Raw genomic sequence first — 15,026 nt, 5'->3', positions numbered from 1 at the left:
GCGAAATTATTCGTTTCAGGGAGATTGGTATGCAGGACAAACGCAGTTTTTACATCAACGGCGCATGGGTTGCACCGCTAGACGGCACCGATTTCGAGGTCATCGATCCTTCCACCGAAGAGCCCTGCGCGGTGATTTCACTGGGTGGTCAAGCAGATACCGATGCCGCCGTTGCCGCCGCCAAAGCCGCGCTGCATGATTTCATGTATGCCGACCCTGCCGAGCGTCTGGCTTTGGTCAAGCGCATTCTTGAGGTCTATAACGCCCGCGCCGAGGAAATGGGCGCCGCGATCTCGATGGAAATGGGCGCGCCGATTGATATGGCGAAGGCCAGTCAGGCGGGCACCGGCACATGGCATATCCAGAATTTCATCCGCGCATTTGACGAGGTGGAATTCATCGCCCCGCTGTCGGAGAAATCGCCGAACGACCGGATCATCAAAGAAGCGGTGGGCGTCTGCGCGCTGATCACGCCGTGGAACTGGCCGATGAATCAGGTCACGCTGAAGGTGATCCCCGCGCTGCTGGCGGGCTGCACGATGGTGTTGAAGCCGTCGGAAATTGCGCCGCTTTCGTCGATGGTCTTTGCCGATATCCTGCATGAAGCGGGGGTTCCGGCGGGCGTGTTCAACATGGTGAACGGCGACGGTGTGGGCGTTGGCACGCAGCTTTCGGGGCATGAAGACGTCGATATGGTCAGCTTCACCGGCTCGACCCGCGCTGGCACCGCGATCTCGAAGAATGCCGCATCGACGCTGAAAAAGGTGCATCTGGAGCTGGGCGGCAAAGGTGCGAATATCATCTATGCCGACGCCGACGAGAAGGCGGTGGTGCGTGGTGCGCGCCATTGCTTCAACAACACCGGCCAGTCGTGCAACGCGCCGACGCGGATGCTGGTCGAGCGGTCGATCTATGACAAAGCCGTGGAAACCGCCGTCGCGACAGCCGAGAAAACCAAGGTCGGCAGCGCCCATGAGGCGGGCAATCATATCGGGCCGGTGGTCTCGCAAGCGCAGTTCGACAAGATCCAGGGGCTGATTCAGGTCGGGATTGATGAGGGTGCCAAGCTGGTCGCCGGTGGCGTCGGGCGGCCTGACGGGCTGAACCGTGGCTATTATGTGCGTCCGACGGTCTTTGCCGATGTGAACAACGACATGACCATCGCGCGCGAGGAAATCTTTGGGCCGGTGCTGTCGATCATCCCCTTTGATACCGAGGAAGAGGCGCTGCGCATTGCCAATGACACGCCTTACGGGCTGACCAACTATGTGCAATCGCAAGACGGCGCCAAGCTGAACCGTGCGGCGCGGATGCTGCGCTCGGGCATGGTCGAGATGAACGGCACCTCGCGCGGGCGCGGCTCGCCCTTTGGCGGGATGAAAGCCTCGGGTCAGGGACGCGAAGGCGGGGTTTGGGGCATTGAAGACTTCCTCGAAGTCAAAGCCGTCTCGGGCTGGTCGAACGATCACGACTGACGCCGGCGCCACTGATCAACGACAACGCGCGCCGCTTGAATTTGCGGCGCGCCTGCATTTGGAACCTGTTAATCCCAAGGGTGACACCATGTCTTATGCCTATGATACCAACAACATTTTCGCCAAAATCCTGCGCGGCGAAATCCCCTGTAACAAGGTTCTGGAGACCGAGCATTCGCTGGCGTTCCATGACGTGCGCCCGCAGGCACCGCACCATATTCTGGTGATCCCCAAGGGCCCCTATGTGACCTTTGACCATTTCGCGCTGGAAGCCAGCGACGCCGAGCGCGCCGACTACGTGGCGGCGATCGGGCAGGTTTGTAAGGATCTGGGCGTGCAGCCGGGCGAGGGCGGGAATGGCTACAGGGTGATCTCGAACGCGGGCAATGACGGCGTGCAAGAGGTGCCGCATCTGCATGTGCATATCATGGCGGGCCGGATGCTGGGCCGGATGCTCGAGCGCGCGCCCGAGTAACCGGCCAAGCCCTGTTCGCCGGCGCGTCAGGTCAATCGAAGCGCGAGCGGCGCCAGCGGCAACCCGTCAAACCGCGCCTGCCAGGTCTCGCCAGCGGCAATCGGCAGCGCCTGCGTTAAGGTGCCGGTGCTGATGATCGCGCCGACGGGCAGCGGCGGGCAGGTGCTGAGGCCGAGCAAATGCCGCAGCACCGCCAGCGGCCCGCTGCCCAAAAGGTTGCTGGCCTGCCCCTCGTCGCGCAACTCACCATCGCAGAGAAGCGCGACCTTGAACCGCGTCAGCACCTCGGCCCAATCGGCGCTAACCGGCACAAATTCACCAAGCGCCAGTGCCCCGTGCATCGCGCCCGAGGCCACCGAATCCGCTGCGGTGATACGCCAGTCGGGGTAGATGGAATGCACCAGTTCGAACCCCGGCGCGATCGCCTCGACACAGGCCAGCAGCTCGGCGTCCTCCATCGAGGCAAAGGGTTTCGCGCCCAGTCTCAGCACGATTTCCGGCTCGATCAGCGGCTCCATAAAACGGCTGATATCCGCCGGATCCGTGGCCAGTGTGTTGTCGAACACCGGCCCGTGCACCGGCGCTTTGATGCCAAAGCGTGACCAGATTTGCGTGTTGGTAAAGCCGACCTTAACACCGATCTCACGCGCTCCACTGGCCACGCGCTTTGCGGTCAGGGCGCGCTGCACCTCATAACCGTTGGCCAGATCAAACCCCGTATCATCATCCGAGAACGGCTTGATTTGGCGCTTCTCGGCAAAGGCCTGCGCCAGTTTTTCGGCGGCGTCTTGCACTGTGGTCACTTTAATTCTCCTGCATTTTCAGCGCCATATCCAGCATACGGCAGGCGAAACCCCATTCATTGTCATACCAGCCAAAGACCCGCAGCATGCCGCCGGTGGTGACCCGCGTTTCCGGCAGTGCCATCACGATACTTTCGGGGCGGGCGCGCAGATCCGAGGAGACCAAGGGTTTCGCGGTCCAGCCGATCACTCCGCCCGCCTTTTGCAGGACCGCGTTGACCTCGGCCGCGGTCACCGTCCTTTTCGGCAACACGCAAAGATCCACCGCCGAGACGCTGGCCGTCGGCACGCGCACCGCCGCGCATTCGATCCGTCCCTCCAGCGACGGCAGCACGCGGCCCATCAATACCCCCGCCGAGGTCGTCGTCGGCACCATCGACAGCGCCGCTGCACGGTTGCGCGCCAGATCATGGCCGCGCGGCGCATCAATCGTCGGCTGGCTGCCGGTGTAGCAGTGGATCGTGGTCATCCAGCCCGCCTTGATGCCGATCGCGTCGTCCAACAGCCGCGCCAGCGGGGCCAGCGCGTTGGTCGTGCAGGAGGCGTTCGAGACTATGCGGTGCTCTGGCTCCAAAAGCTCCTCATTTGCGCCCATCACCAGCGTGATATCCGCCGCATCCGAGGGGCCCGAGATCAGCGCGCGGCGCGCACCTGCCTGCAGCCCGCGCTCGGCGGCGGCGCGGTCGTCGGTCTTGCCGGTGCACTCCATCACCAGATCGACACCGGCCAGATCCAGCTCGGAAATATCCGCCGTATGGGTCAGCAGAATGCGCCGCCCGCCGACGAAAAGAGCGCCATCCCGCGCCTCTACCCCGCCCTCTAGCGGGCCGAAAACACTGTCATATTCCAGCAAATAGGCGCAGGTCTCGGCGGGCGCGATGTCATTAATCGCCACCACCTCGATCTGCGGCCAGTCGCCGCGCAGCCAAGCGCGCAGCACTGTCCGCCCAATTCGCCCGAATCCGTCAATCATCACCCGCATGATATGCCCACCTTCGTTTTCGCGACGATAGAGCGGCGGCCCGGCAGGTTAAAGCGCAACTTCCAGCGCCAACCCACGCGCGCGGGCCAATTCGACGGTTTTTGCCGCCACCGCGATGTCCTGCAACCCGACGCCGGTGCCGTCAAACAGGGTGATCTGCGCGTCACTGGTGCGGCCCTGTGCGGCGCCGGTGATCACCGCGCCTAGGGGCGTGATGTCGCCCGCAGAAATCAACCCCGCGGCCGCCGCATGTTGCGCCTCGCCCAGCGTCAAGGATTGGGCCACCTCATCGGTGAATACGGCGGCGCGCGCGAGGATTTGCGGATCGACCTCCTGTTTGCCGATCGTATCGGTGCCCATACAGGCCAGATGCGTGCCCACGCTGACATGCGCCGATGCCAGCGAGAATTCAGGCGCCGAGGTGATGGTGATGATCACATCCGCCTCGACCATCCGCTCCAACGGCACCGCCTCGAAGGGCAGGCCCAGCTCTTCGGCGACGGTCGCCAGTTGCGGCAACATCTCGGGGTGGTAATTCCAGGCAATCACCCGCTCGAACTGCCGCACCTTGGCCGCAGCGCGCAGTTGAAACACCGCCTGATGCCCCGCGCCGACCATGCCCAGCACCCGTGCATCCTTGCGCGCCAACCGGTCAATCGACACCGCCGAGGCCGCCGCCGTGCGCAGCGCGGTCAACAGGTTGCCGCCCACCGCCGCTTGCAGGATTCCGCTCTCGGGATCGAAGAGGAACACGGTCGATTGATGGTTAATCACCCCCCGCGCCGCATTGCCCGGAAAATACCCACCCGCCTTGACGCCCAACGCCCCACCGGCGCGGTCGAGCCCGGATTTGAACCCGTATTGCCGCCCCTCGCCCAGAGCCTCGCGCACCACCGGAAAGTTATAGGCATCCAGCGTGGCCATCGCCGCGAACACTGCCTCGACCGCGGCAAAGGCGTCCTCCGCCGTCAACAAACCGGCAATCATGTGTTCAGGAACCACAAACATCGGCGCCCCTTTCATCTGTCCAAAAATATCCTCGGGGGTGAATTGCCGCAGGCAAGAGGGGGCAGATAGCCCCCTCACCTTTGGTCAATAGGCCTTGCCGCGGGCCGAGACCGGCCAGACCGTCTCGACCACCCCGCCGCGCACACCGACATACCAGTCGTGGACATTGGCCGTCGGGTCGCAGTGACCGGGGATCAGCCGCAGTTTGTCATTGACCTTGAGCACGCCCGAAGGGTCCGCCACCACCCCGTGTTCATCCGAGCATTTGACGTATTCCACATCGGTGCGGCCAAAAATCACCGGCAGCCCGCTGTCGATACTCTGTGCCTTCAGCCCCGCGTCAACGATGGCTTTATCGGCCTTCGCGTGGCTCATCACCGAGGTCAGGATGAAAAACGCATTCTCCCATTCGCCTGCATCGATCCGCTTGCCGTCTTGGTCCAGAATGCGCCCGTAATCGGCATCCATGAAGGCGTAGGAGCCGCATTGCAATTCGTTGTAAACGCCTGAATTGGCCTCGAAATAATAGGATCCCGTGCCCCCGCCCGAGACCAGATCGGTTTCGATCCCCTCGGCCTTCAGCGCATCAATCGCGTGGCTGACCTGCGCCACCGCGGCGTCGATTTTCGCCTTTCGGTCGTCAAAACTGTCCATATGCTGCATCGCGCCCTGATAGGCCTGAATGCCGCGGTAGGTCAGATTCTCCGCCGTGCGCAGGGCCTTGGCGATCTCGACCACCGCTTCGGTGGTGGTCACACCGCAACGCCCGGCGCCGCAGTCGATCTCGATGAACACATCCAGTTCGGTGCCACGTTTCTGCGCCGCTGCCGAGAGATCGGCGACATTGGCCACGTCATCGACACAGACAATCACCTCGCCGCCGCTGATTTTCGGCAGTCGCGCCAGGCGGTCGATTTTGGCCGGATCGCGCACCTGATTGGAGACCAATATCTCTTTGATCCCGGCGCGCGCGAAGACTTCCGCCTCCGAGACCTTTTGGCAGCACACGCCGACCGCGCCGCCCAACTCCATCTGCAATTTCAGCACATCGACGGATTTGTGCATCTTGCCATGGGCGCGGTGGCGCATGTTATGGGCTTTGGCGTAATCGCCCATTTTCTTGATGTTGCGCTCCAGCGCGTCCAGATCCAGCACCAGACAGGGGGTCTGGATATCGGCCTCACGCATCCCCGGTTTGGCGGGGATGTCATAGCCGACTTCATAAGCATCTAGGTTAATATGAGCACTCATGGCGCGGTCCTTATTGCCAGGGCAGCCTGTCGAGATCGACATTGCCGCCGGTGATGATGATGCCGACGCGCTGGCCGGCAAAGAGGTCAGGGTTTTTCAGAATCGTTGCCAGAGGCACGGCGCTGGACGGCTCCATCACGATCCGCAGCCGTTTCCAGATCAGCTTCATCGCATCGATAATCTCGGGTTCCGACGCCGTCAGAATATCGCTGACATGGGATTGCACGAAATGCCATGTCAGATCTTTGAGCGGCACTTTCAGCCCGTCGGCGATGGTCTCGGGTGCGTCGTCGGCGATGATATGACCGGCGCGAAAGCTGCGCGCGGCATCATCGGCCTGATCGGGCTCGGCGGCGTAGATTTTAGTGTTTGGCGCGATGTTCGACAGCGTCAAACAGGTGCCCGAGATCATCCCGCCGCCGCCAATCGGTGCGATCACCGCGTCCAGATCCGGCACTTGGCTATTCAGTTCCAGCGCGCAGGTGCCCTGACCGGCGATCACCCGCGGATCATTGTAGGGATGGACAAAATCACCGCCGGTCTCGGCCTGCACTTTGGCGAAAGTCTCTTCACGCGCAGAGGTCGAGGGGGCGCATTCGGTGATCTTGCCTCCATAGCGCCGCACGGTGTCCTTTTTCGCTTGCGGGGCGGTGCTTGGCATCACCACATGACAGGGAATGCCGCGCCGCATCGCCGCGTAACTCAAGCAAGACGCGTGATTGCCCGAGGAATGGGTTGCCACACCGCGCGCCGCCTGTGCTTCGCTCAAACCAAACACCGCGTTGGAGGCGCCGCGCACTTTGAACGCGCCCGGTTCTTGCAGGTTCTCGCATTTGAAAAACAACTCCGCCCCGGTCAGCGCATTCAGGTAATCGGACTGCAACACCGGCGTGCGGCGGATATGTGGTTTGATCCGCGCCTCGGCGGCCAGAACATCGTCAAAGCTCGGGATATACACCGGAATGTTCCTTCATCTTGCCCAAAATACTCAATAATCTCTAGGCGGTCGTGCGGTAATAGTCCTGCGCCGCCGCCACACCCGAGCCCAGCGTGATCGGCCAACCCAGATCCGCCATCACCATTTCCGCGGTGGCCAGACCAGACAGCATCATCACATCCGACAGCATCCCCAGATGCCCGATGCGGAACACTTTCCCCGCGACCTCGCCGAGGCCGACGCCAAAGGCGACGCCGTATTTCTCGGCGGCAAGCTGCACCACGGCGGTGCCATCAAACCCCTCGGGCGCGACCACGGCAGTGACGGTGTCGGAATAGAGGTCCGGCGATGTCGCGCAGAGCGTCAGCCCCCAGGCTGCCACCGCGCGGCGCACCCCCTCGGCGAGACGGTGGTGGCGGGCGAACACCGCCTCGATGCCTTCGTCTTCCAGCAGGGTGATCGCATGGGCCAGTCCGTTGATCAGCCCGACCGGCGGCGTATAGGGGTAGGCGCCAGCGGCGTAGCCCTTTTGCTGGTCGCGCAGGTCGAAATAGGTGCGCGGCAGGTCGGCGTTTTCCATAGCGGTCAAGGCCTTGGGCGACATGCCAACAATCGCCAGACCGGCGGGCAGCATAAAGCCCTTTTGGCTGCCCGCGACGGCGATATCGACGCCCCAAGCGGTGAACTCAAAGGGCATTGAGGCGATGGAACTCACGCCGTCGACCATCAAGAGGGCCGGATGCCCCGCCGCGTCCAGCGCTTTGCGCAGTCCTGCGATGTCGGATTTCACGCCGGTCGCGGTCTCGTTGTGGGTGGCAAGAACCGCTTTGATTTTGTGGGTGCTGTCGGCCTTCAGCGCCGCTTCGATCCGTGCCAAAGGGGCGCCCTCACCCCAAGGGGTTTCAAGGATCTCGACAGTCAAACCGTGGCGCTGGCACATGTCGATCCAGCGGTGGCTGAACATGCCGAACCGCGCGGCCAGCACCCTGTCGCCCGCGTTCAGCGTGTTGGTGATCGCGGTTTCCCAGCCGCCGGTGCCGGTGGCGGGCAGCAGGAACACCTCGCCCGTCTCCATTTTCAGCACCCGCTGAACGCCGGCGATGGCGGGGCGCAGCATCTTGGCAAAGGCCGGTGAGCGGTGGTCGATGGTCGCCACATCGCAGGCTTTGCGGATCGAATCGGGCATATTCGTCGGGCCGGGGATAAAAACCGGATTTTGAGCGGGCATGATGCACTCCTGTCTGTGTTGGGAGTAGATTAGGCCGCGCGCAGGTACTTCTCAATTTTTTTGAAATTGTTTTTCATAAACAGTGTTTTCATGTATTATATAGCAAAGGCAACCATCTAGAGTTTTTCACAGAATAAAACGGTTTTTAGTAAAGGCGGAAGATATGGCGCAGACACCCAAACGCGGACGGCCCCGCGCGTTTCATGACAAGACCGAGCAAAACACCGTGCGGGCGCTGGATCGGGCGATGGTGCTGCTGCAATCCTTGGCGCAATCGGACGGGATGACACTGAGCGAGCTGGCGCAATCCGAGGGCGAATCACCCGCCACCGTCTACCGCGTGTTGATCACTCTGGCGCAGCACCAGATGGTGGAGCTCGATCCTGTCGGGCAGATCTGGCACGTCGGCGCGGGCACATTTCGCGCCGGCACCGCGTTCTTGCGGCGCACCAATGTGGTCGAGCGCGCGCGGGCGCCGATGCAGGCTCTGATGCGCGCCACCGGCGAAACCGCCAATCTGGGGATCGCGCAGGATGGCGAGGTGCTGTTTCTCACGCAGGTCGAGACGCAAAGCGCGATCCGTGCGTTTTTCCCGCCGGGCACGCGCAGCCCGATGCATGCCTCGGGGATCGGGAAGGCGCTGCTGGCGTGGTTTCCGGCGGAGCGGGTCGCGGCATTGGCGCGTGGTGGCGCGCTGGCGGGGTTCACACCGGCGACGATCACCGCAATCGACGCGTTGCAAGCAGATCTGGCGCTGACGCGGGCGCGGGGGTTTGCGCTGGATGACGAAGAACGCGCGCCGGGCATGCGCTGCGTCGCGGCGCCGATCTTCAACGAACACGGCGAGGCGATTGCCGGTGTCTCGGTCTCGGGGCCGGTGTTTCGCGTTGGACCGGAGGCTGTGCCCGAGATCGGCGCGCAGGTTTCACAGGCCGCCGCAGCGATCACCGAGGCGATCGGCGGGCAGCGTCGCGGGGCGTGATTTTACGGGGTGAAAATTCGGCGTTGACATAGTTGAGTGAATTAGTCAGAAATGATGAAACAGCCTAACAGGACAGTCAGAGGTCACGTCATGAGCTATTCATCGCAAGCCGATTTCACCCGCAACCAGCCGGCGCAGATCACCGCGTTGCCGACCCATGTCGCGCGCGATTTGATGGAGGGCGGCACGCAGGCGCGTATCGAACTGGACGGCAAGATTTACGACCTGCGGATCACGCGGGCCGGAAAGCTGATTTTAACCAAGTAAATCAGTGATTTGATCTATGTGTCCGGGGTGATGAACCGCTGCCCGTAGCGGGCGAAAATCACCGTCAGGACGATCCGCGCGATATGGTGGATCGAGACATAGACCGCGCTCACATGCAGCGACAGGGCGACCAGCGACATCTCGCTGACGCCGCCCGGCGCGAAGGCGAGAATGATCGCCGAGACCGGCTCTCCGACCGGCGTTGTCAGCAGCAAAGCCACGCCAAGCGCTATCAGCAGCAAGAGCGACACATTCAGCGTCGACAACAGCCCCGCCAATCCGGCCTGCGCCTTGGTAAACCCTGCGAGGCGCACGCCGAGCGAGGTGCCCATCACCCATTGCGTGACCAAGATCGACCAGCCCGGCGGCGCGGCTTCGGTCAGGCCGGTGGCATGGGCCAAGCCGCTGAGCAATAGCGGGCCCGAGAGCATCGCCGCCGGCATGCCTAGCTTGGCGGCGATGAACCAGCCACTGCCCGCCAACGCCACCATCACCACGACATCAAGTGCGGTCAGCGGCGCGCCCGTGCCCAGAACCATACCTGCGGAACTGCCCACCGCATGGCCCTCGGCAATGGAAAAGCCGATGGGAATCATCACGATACAGAGGATCAGCCGCAGGAATTGCAGCATGATCAACAGCGGCATATCCGCGCCCGCCTTCTCGCCCATATCCAGTGATTCGATAAACCCGCCGGGCATCGCGGCGTAATAGGCGGTCGGCGGCGAGAGCTTGCCAACGCGGCGAAACAGCCCGTAGCCAAGCGCATGGGCCAGCGGAATGAACAGCACCAGCGCCGCCATGGTCACCCACCACTGCCGCGCTTGGGTCAGGAAATCTGCCGGAAACCCCGCGCCAATAGCCACGCCGATCACCGGCACCAGCACGAAGCGCCATTTTTGCGGCACCGCGGGGCGCTGGCCAAAGACCCTGAGCCCCAGCATCGGCGCAACCGCTGTCGCCACCATGCTGCCCAAAAGCACCGCCAGCGGCAATCCGGCTGCCATCGCCAGCAGGCCACCCGCGCCGCCAAGGGCAAAGGTCGCAATGATCACCCGCAGCGGTATGCCTGCGGTGAGTTGGCTCAGGCCGCGCATTGCCATGGTTACATTTGCCCGCCTGCGATCTCGATGGTCTGGCCGTTGATGCTGCCCGAGGCGGGATTGCACAGCCAATCGGCGGCAGTCGCCACCTCATCGGCGGTGATCAGCCGCTTGTGACGGTTGGTTTTCACCATCATCGCCCGCGCCTGTTCGGTCGGAATACCCGCCCGATCCGAGATAGACTGGGTGTTGCGGGTGACGATATCGGTGTCGACATAGCCGGGGCAGATCGCGTTAAAGGTCAGGCCCGAGCCGATATATTCCTCGGACAAACCGCGCATCAGCCCGATCATCCCGTGTTTCGAAGCGGTATAGGCGGGCGCGCCCTTGAGCCCTTTGAGACCGGCGATCGAGGCGACAAAGATCACCCGTCCCCAATTCTCGGCCAGCATCCCGCCCAGCGTTTCGCGCGCGGTCAGATAGGCGCCGTCGAGATTGATCGCCATCATATTGCGCCAGAAGGCCATATCCATTTTGGCCATGGATTTACCCTCGGCGATGCCGGCATTGGCGACGCAGATGGTGATCGGCCCGCGCGCGGCAATCGCCTCGGCGCAGCCTTTCACCACGCTGGCCTCATCGGCAACATCCATCACCAGCGCGTGCAGCCCCTCGGTCTGTGCTGCCGCCGCCTCGAGCACATCGGCGCGGCGGCCGGTGATCGTGACCTGCGCGCCATTCGCCGCAAGGTTCTGCGCGATCGCCAGCCCGATGCCGGTGCCGCCGCCGGTGACCAAAGCGTGACGCCCGTGATGCATGTTGCCCATAGAATTCTCTTCCCTGTGACCGATGCGCGCGTGTTTTTCTCGCGCTGCCTATAGTGGCGCAGGTTAGACCTGCTTTGTGCCCCTGCCTAGCGGCTAGACGGCTGACGTTGCGACGCCGCGCAATGGCTTAGCCGCGCGCGGGGTCTGCCGGATACGTGCCGAGGATTTTCACCGAATTGGTGAAATAGGACAGCTCATCCATCGCCAATTGCACATTGGGGTCCTCGGGATGCCCCTCGATATCGGAATAAAACTGCGTCGCGGTAAACGAGCCGTTGACCATATAGCTTTCGAGTTTGGTCATATTGACGCCGTTGGTCGCAAAGCCGCCCATCGCCTTATAAAGCGCGGCGGGAATGTTGCGCACTTCAAAGATGAAGGTGGTCAGCATCATATGCTCGCCGCGTCGCCGCGTATCGGGTTCGGGGGCCATGATCAGGAAGCGCGTGGTGTTATGGCCGTGATCCTCGATGTCACCGGCCAGCACCTCAAGCCCGTAGATCTCCGCCGCCAGTTCACTGGCCAACACGCCCTGCGACTTGTCAGGATGGGTTTTCAGCTCGGCGGCGGCACCGGCGCTATCTGCGGCGGCTTCGGCGGTAATCCCGTGCTGGTTCAAGAAGTTACGCGCCTGCGGCAGCAGCACCAGATGGGCGCGCACATGTTTGATATCCGCAAGTTTACTGCCCGGCAGACCCATCAGCGCGATCCGCACCCGCACGAAGGCCTCATCGACGATATGCAGCCCGCTTTCCGGCAGCAGCCGATGGATATCGGCGACGCGCCCGTAGGTGGAGTTTTCCACCGGCAGCATCGCCAGATCGGCGCGGCCCTCATTCACCGCGTCGATCACCTCGTCAAAGGTGCGGCAGGGCAGGGCCTCCATATCGGGGCGCGCGTTGATACAGGCTTCATGCGAATAGGCGCCGAGTTCCCCTTGGAAGGCAATGCGATTGGTCATTTGGTCCTCTTTTCGCTGGCCAAGCCCCGGTTTTGGAACCCGTTCGGCACTATACGTCGTTTCGTCGCGGTAACTATCGCTTGAATTCGTCAAGGGGAAGCGGGTAGAAGAGCCTGAATTCTGCTTAGGCACGGGACGCGACATGTTCGATACCATGGTTCTTACCAAAGTTGTGGCAGCACTCTGCGCGACTCTTCTGTTTTTCCTCGTTGGCAAATGGGCCGCCGAGACGATTTATTTGCCCGCGCATGGCGATCACCATGCGGCGGTCTATCCGATCATCGAAGAAGATGATGGCGCGGATGCGGTCGAGGTTGTCGAAGAAGCGGTCGACGTGATGGCGCTTTATGCCGAGGCCGATGCCGCGGCGGGCGAAGGCCTGTGGCGCAACTGCCGCGCTTGCCACTCGCTCGAAGAGGGCCAGAACGGCACCGGCCCGACGCTGCACGGCGTTGTCGGTCGCCCGATCGACGGGGTTGACGGGTTCAACTATTCCGGCGCGTTGCTGGCACTTGGCGACACCTGGACGGTGGAAGCGCTCGATACCTTCCTTGAGAACCCGCGCGAGGCCGCGCCCGGCACCCGCATGAGCTATCGCGGGCTGAGCAGCATCGACGATCGTCTCAACCTGATCGCCTATCTGGAAGCCGCGTCGCAGTAATAGCATCGCAGGATCTGCCAATTAGGGGCCGTCGCCGCAAGCGACCGGCCCCTTTTGCTTATCAAGGCGCCATTTCGGCCCCGCTCACGCAATCGCCACTTGAACCCTGTGATCGGGTGCACTTAGCTGTGTGCATGCTATCCGACCCAAAGAAGTCGGACGAAAAACAGGAGTAGCCGATGACAAGCGATGCCCAAGCAAGTGTTCTGCGCCACAACCCTGCCGCCGTGCTGTCAGGGTGTCTTGCCGGGGCTGCATTGGCGCTGGCCGCTGTCGGGGTGGCGAGTCCTGCACAGGGGCAAGAGCTGGCCTCGATGATCAATGCGCATGGCTATTCCTTTTACGGTGATCTGAGCTATGCGCCGGATTTCCCGCATTACCGTTATGTGAACCCCGATGCGCCGCAGGGTGGCGAATATTCCGAATGGGCGCCGGGCACCTTTGATTCGATGAATCCGTTCACGCGGCGCGGGCGGCCGGGGCGTTATTCCTCGTCGATGTATGAGAGCCTGTTGGAAATGGGCGGACCCTTTGGCGATTCCGCACCGGCGGATGCTTACGGCGAGTATTACTGCCTGCTCTGCGAGACGCTGGAATATCCCGAATCAAAGGATTGGGTGATTTTCCATCTGCGCGAGGGGATCACCTTTTCGGATGGCACGCCGTTGACCGCGCATGACGTGGTGTTTTCGCATGATCTGATTTTGGAACAAGGCCTGCCCAGCTATGCCGAGGCCGTGCGCCAGCGGGTGATCAGCGCCGAGGCGCTTGACGATCTGACCGTGCGCTTTGAATTCGCGCCGGATATCTCGCGGCGGAACCTGATTGATCAGGTGGGCTATCAATCGATTTTCTCGCAGGCTTGGTATGAGGAAACCGGCGCGCGGCTCGACGAATCGCGGTTGGAGATTTCGCCCGGTTCCGGCCCCTATATGCTGGACAGCTACGAGATCAACCGCCGCATCACCTATCGCCGCAACCCTGATTACTGGGGCAACGACCTGCCGCAAATGCGGGGGCGGCATAACTTTGATACCATCCGCGTAGAGTATTTCGGCGATGATGCCGCCGCCTTCGAGGCGTTCAAAACCGGCGAATACACCTTCCGCGCCGAGGGTAATTCGCGGCAATGGGCGATTGGCTATGACTTCCCCGCTGTCACCCGTGGCGATGTGGTGCGCGAGGAAATCCCCGTTGGCACGCCGCCCACGCCGACCGGTTTCATCTTCAATCTGGGGCAGGAGCATCTGCAGGACCGCCGTGTCCGCGAGGCGATCTCCTTGGCCTATAATTTTGAATGGACCAACCAGCAGCTGCAATACGGGCTGATGGCGCAGCGCTATTCCTATAGCCAAGGCACGCGGCTTGAGGCGCAGGGCGTGCCCGAGGGCGATGAATTGGCGCTGCTGGAATCGCTGGGTGATCTGGTGCCCGCGGAAATCCTGACCGAGCCGGCGCTGACTGCGCATAGCTCTTCGGCCGAGCGGCTGCGCGACCGGCGCAACCTGCGCCGCGCCAATCGCCTGCTGGAAGCGGCAGGCTGGGTGGTCGGCGATGACGGTGTGCGCCGCAACGCCGAGGGCGAGGTGCTGCGCATCGAGTTTCCCTTTGCCTCGTCAGGCTCGGCGACGCTGGAGGCGATCCTCGAGACCTTCGTGCAAAACCTGCAAGCATTGGGCATCGACGCGCAGAACCAACGCATTGATCCCGCTCAATATACCGAACGCCGCCGTGACCGCGATTATGATATGATCTTTGATCAATATGTCGCCTTTATCGACACCGGCACCGGCCTGCACCAGCGCTTTGGCTCCGAGGCGGCGGAGTATTCGCTGTTCAATCCCGCTGGTCTGGCCAGCCCCTTGGTCGACCGGATTATTGATATTTCCCTTGTCGCCGAAAGCCCCGAAGAGCGCGACACCGCCCTGCGCGCCCTTGACCGCGTGCTGCGCTGGGAGCGGATCATGGTGCCGGTCTGGTTCAGCGACAGCGAATGGGTCGCCTATTGGGACATCTATGATCACCCCGAAGAGTTCCCGCAGTTTTCCTCGGGCGCGATGGATTGGTGGTGGTTCGATCAAGAGAGCGCCGATGCGTTGCGCGCCTCAGGGGCGCTTCGGTAACCA

The 15,026-nt window shown here is 62.4% G+C and carries 15 protein-coding genes; 6 read left to right on the top strand and 9 right to left on the bottom strand.

Annotation, left to right across the window (positions count from 1 at the left end; translation table 11 throughout):
* Positions 1–29 precede the first annotated feature (29 nt).
* Together DDE20_RS15375 and DDE20_RS15370 are read left to right on the top strand one after the other, a co-directional pair.
* The gene (locus tag DDE20_RS15375; RefSeq protein ID WP_116559410.1) at positions 30–1,475 is read left to right on the top strand and encodes an aldehyde dehydrogenase family protein; all 1,446 of its coding nucleotides are present in this window, start codon (positions 30–32) and stop codon (positions 1,473–1,475) included.
* Between the two features lie 88 nt (positions 1,476–1,563).
* A complete protein-coding gene (locus tag DDE20_RS15370) occupies positions 1,564–1,950 on the top strand; it encodes a histidine triad nucleotide-binding protein (protein WP_116559409.1) in 387 nt (128 codons plus the stop codon).
* A 26-nt stretch (positions 1,951–1,976) separates the two neighbouring features.
* Here the strand turns inward: DDE20_RS15370 and DDE20_RS15365 are convergent, their stop codons facing one another.
* From DDE20_RS15365 to bhcA, 6 genes are all read right to left on the bottom strand, one after another.
* Complete coding sequence (locus tag DDE20_RS15365; protein ID WP_116559408.1) at positions 1,977–2,753, bottom strand: 2-keto-4-pentenoate hydratase; 777 nt, start codon at positions 2,751–2,753, stop codon at positions 1,977–1,979.
* Position 2,754: 1 nt separating this feature from the next.
* Positions 2,755–3,735: a type I glyceraldehyde-3-phosphate dehydrogenase gene (locus tag DDE20_RS15360; protein WP_116559407.1), complete on the bottom strand. Its 981-nt coding sequence runs from the start codon at positions 3,733–3,735 to the stop codon at positions 2,755–2,757.
* 48 nt (positions 3,736–3,783) lie between these two features.
* Complete coding sequence (bhcD, locus tag DDE20_RS15355) at positions 3,784–4,743, bottom strand: iminosuccinate reductase BhcD (RefSeq protein WP_116559447.1); 960 nt, start codon at positions 4,741–4,743, stop codon at positions 3,784–3,786.
* Between the two features lie 84 nt (positions 4,744–4,827).
* The gene (bhcC, locus tag DDE20_RS15350) at positions 4,828–5,994 is read right to left on the bottom strand and encodes a 3-hydroxy-D-aspartate aldolase BhcC (RefSeq protein WP_116559406.1); all 1,167 of its coding nucleotides are present in this window, start codon (positions 5,992–5,994) and stop codon (positions 4,828–4,830) included.
* A gap of 10 nt (positions 5,995–6,004) precedes the next feature.
* Positions 6,005–6,952, bottom strand: coding sequence for a beta-hydroxyaspartate dehydratase BhcB (gene bhcB / locus DDE20_RS15345; protein ID WP_116559405.1), 948 nt, complete (start codon positions 6,950–6,952; stop codon positions 6,005–6,007).
* 40 nt (positions 6,953–6,992) lie between these two features.
* A complete protein-coding gene (bhcA, locus tag DDE20_RS15340) occupies positions 6,993–8,159 on the bottom strand; it encodes an L-aspartate--glyoxylate aminotransferase BhcA (RefSeq protein ID WP_116559404.1) in 1,167 nt (388 codons plus the stop codon).
* 163 nt (positions 8,160–8,322) lie between these two features.
* Between bhcA and bhcR the strand changes: the two genes are divergently transcribed.
* Together bhcR and hemP are read left to right on the top strand one after the other, a co-directional pair.
* Positions 8,323–9,141, top strand: coding sequence for an HTH-type transcriptional regulator BhcR (gene bhcR / locus DDE20_RS15335; RefSeq protein ID WP_116559403.1), 819 nt, complete (start codon positions 8,323–8,325; stop codon positions 9,139–9,141).
* A gap of 90 nt (positions 9,142–9,231) precedes the next feature.
* On the top strand, positions 9,232–9,408 hold the full coding sequence (gene hemP, locus DDE20_RS15330; protein ID WP_116559402.1) for a hemin uptake protein HemP: 177 nt from the start codon (positions 9,232–9,234) through the stop codon (positions 9,406–9,408).
* A gap of 14 nt (positions 9,409–9,422) precedes the next feature.
* On the opposite strand, the gene DDE20_RS15325 is transcribed toward hemP, so the two are convergent.
* From DDE20_RS15325 to DDE20_RS15315, 3 genes are all read right to left on the bottom strand, one after another.
* Positions 9,423–10,511, bottom strand: a complete 1,089-nt coding sequence (locus DDE20_RS15325) for an AbrB family transcriptional regulator (RefSeq protein ID WP_116559401.1) — start codon at positions 10,509–10,511, stop codon at positions 9,423–9,425.
* A 2-nt stretch (positions 10,512–10,513) separates the two neighbouring features.
* A complete protein-coding gene (locus DDE20_RS15320; RefSeq protein ID WP_116559446.1) occupies positions 10,514–11,269 on the bottom strand; it encodes an SDR family NAD(P)-dependent oxidoreductase in 756 nt (251 codons plus the stop codon).
* Positions 11,270–11,405: 136 nt separating this feature from the next.
* Complete coding sequence (locus DDE20_RS15315) at positions 11,406–12,239, bottom strand: prephenate dehydratase (protein WP_116559400.1); 834 nt, start codon at positions 12,237–12,239, stop codon at positions 11,406–11,408.
* 142 nt (positions 12,240–12,381) lie between these two features.
* Between DDE20_RS15315 and DDE20_RS15310 the strand changes: the two genes are divergently transcribed.
* On the top strand, positions 12,382–12,900 hold the full coding sequence (locus DDE20_RS15310; RefSeq protein ID WP_116559399.1) for a c-type cytochrome: 519 nt from the start codon (positions 12,382–12,384) through the stop codon (positions 12,898–12,900).
* A gap of 179 nt (positions 12,901–13,079) precedes the next feature.
* Positions 13,080–15,023 (top strand): extracellular solute-binding protein, encoded by a 1,944-nt coding sequence (locus DDE20_RS15305; protein ID WP_116559398.1) that lies wholly within the window; start codon positions 13,080–13,082, stop codon positions 15,021–15,023.
* Positions 15,024–15,026 lie beyond the last annotated feature (3 nt).

The organism is Pararhodobacter oceanensis, from assembly GCF_003076755.1.
GTDB classification, from domain to species: Bacteria; Pseudomonadota; Alphaproteobacteria; order Rhodobacterales; family Rhodobacteraceae; genus Pararhodobacter; species Pararhodobacter oceanensis.
The sequence above is the reverse complement of the archived record's forward strand: the minus strand, read 5'-3'. Positions and strand labels throughout refer to the sequence as shown.

Coding starts and splice junctions, on each gene's coding strand:
- DDE20_RS15360 (WP_116559407.1), bottom strand. CDS start 3,735: ATGCGGGTGATGATTGACGGATTCGGGCGAATTGGGCGGACAGTGCTG.
- DDE20_RS15315 (WP_116559400.1), bottom strand. CDS start 12,239: ATGACCAATCGCATTGCCTTCCAAGGGGAACTCGGCGCCTATTCGCAT.
- hemP (WP_116559402.1), top strand. CDS start 9,232: ATGAGCTATTCATCGCAAGCCGATTTCACCCGCAACCAGCCGGCGCAG.
- DDE20_RS15325 (WP_116559401.1), bottom strand. CDS start 10,511: ATGGCAATGCGCGGCCTGAGCCAACTCACCGCAGGCATACCGCTGCGG.
- DDE20_RS15370 (WP_116559409.1), top strand. CDS start 1,564: ATGTCTTATGCCTATGATACCAACAACATTTTCGCCAAAATCCTGCGC.
- DDE20_RS15375 (WP_116559410.1), top strand. CDS start 30: ATGCAGGACAAACGCAGTTTTTACATCAACGGCGCATGGGTTGCACCG.
- DDE20_RS15305 (WP_116559398.1), top strand. CDS start 13,080: ATGACAAGCGATGCCCAAGCAAGTGTTCTGCGCCACAACCCTGCCGCC.
- bhcR (WP_116559403.1), top strand. CDS start 8,323: ATGGCGCAGACACCCAAACGCGGACGGCCCCGCGCGTTTCATGACAAG.
- bhcC (WP_116559406.1), bottom strand. CDS start 5,994: ATGAGTGCTCATATTAACCTAGATGCTTATGAAGTCGGCTATGACATC.
- bhcD (WP_116559447.1), bottom strand. CDS start 4,743: ATGTTTGTGGTTCCTGAACACATGATTGCCGGTTTGTTGACGGCGGAG.
- DDE20_RS15320 (WP_116559446.1), bottom strand. CDS start 11,269: ATGCATCACGGGCGTCACGCTTTGGTCACCGGCGGCGGCACCGGCATC.
- bhcA (WP_116559404.1), bottom strand. CDS start 8,159: ATGCCCGCTCAAAATCCGGTTTTTATCCCCGGCCCGACGAATATGCCC.
- DDE20_RS15310 (WP_116559399.1), top strand. CDS start 12,382: ATGTTCGATACCATGGTTCTTACCAAAGTTGTGGCAGCACTCTGCGCG.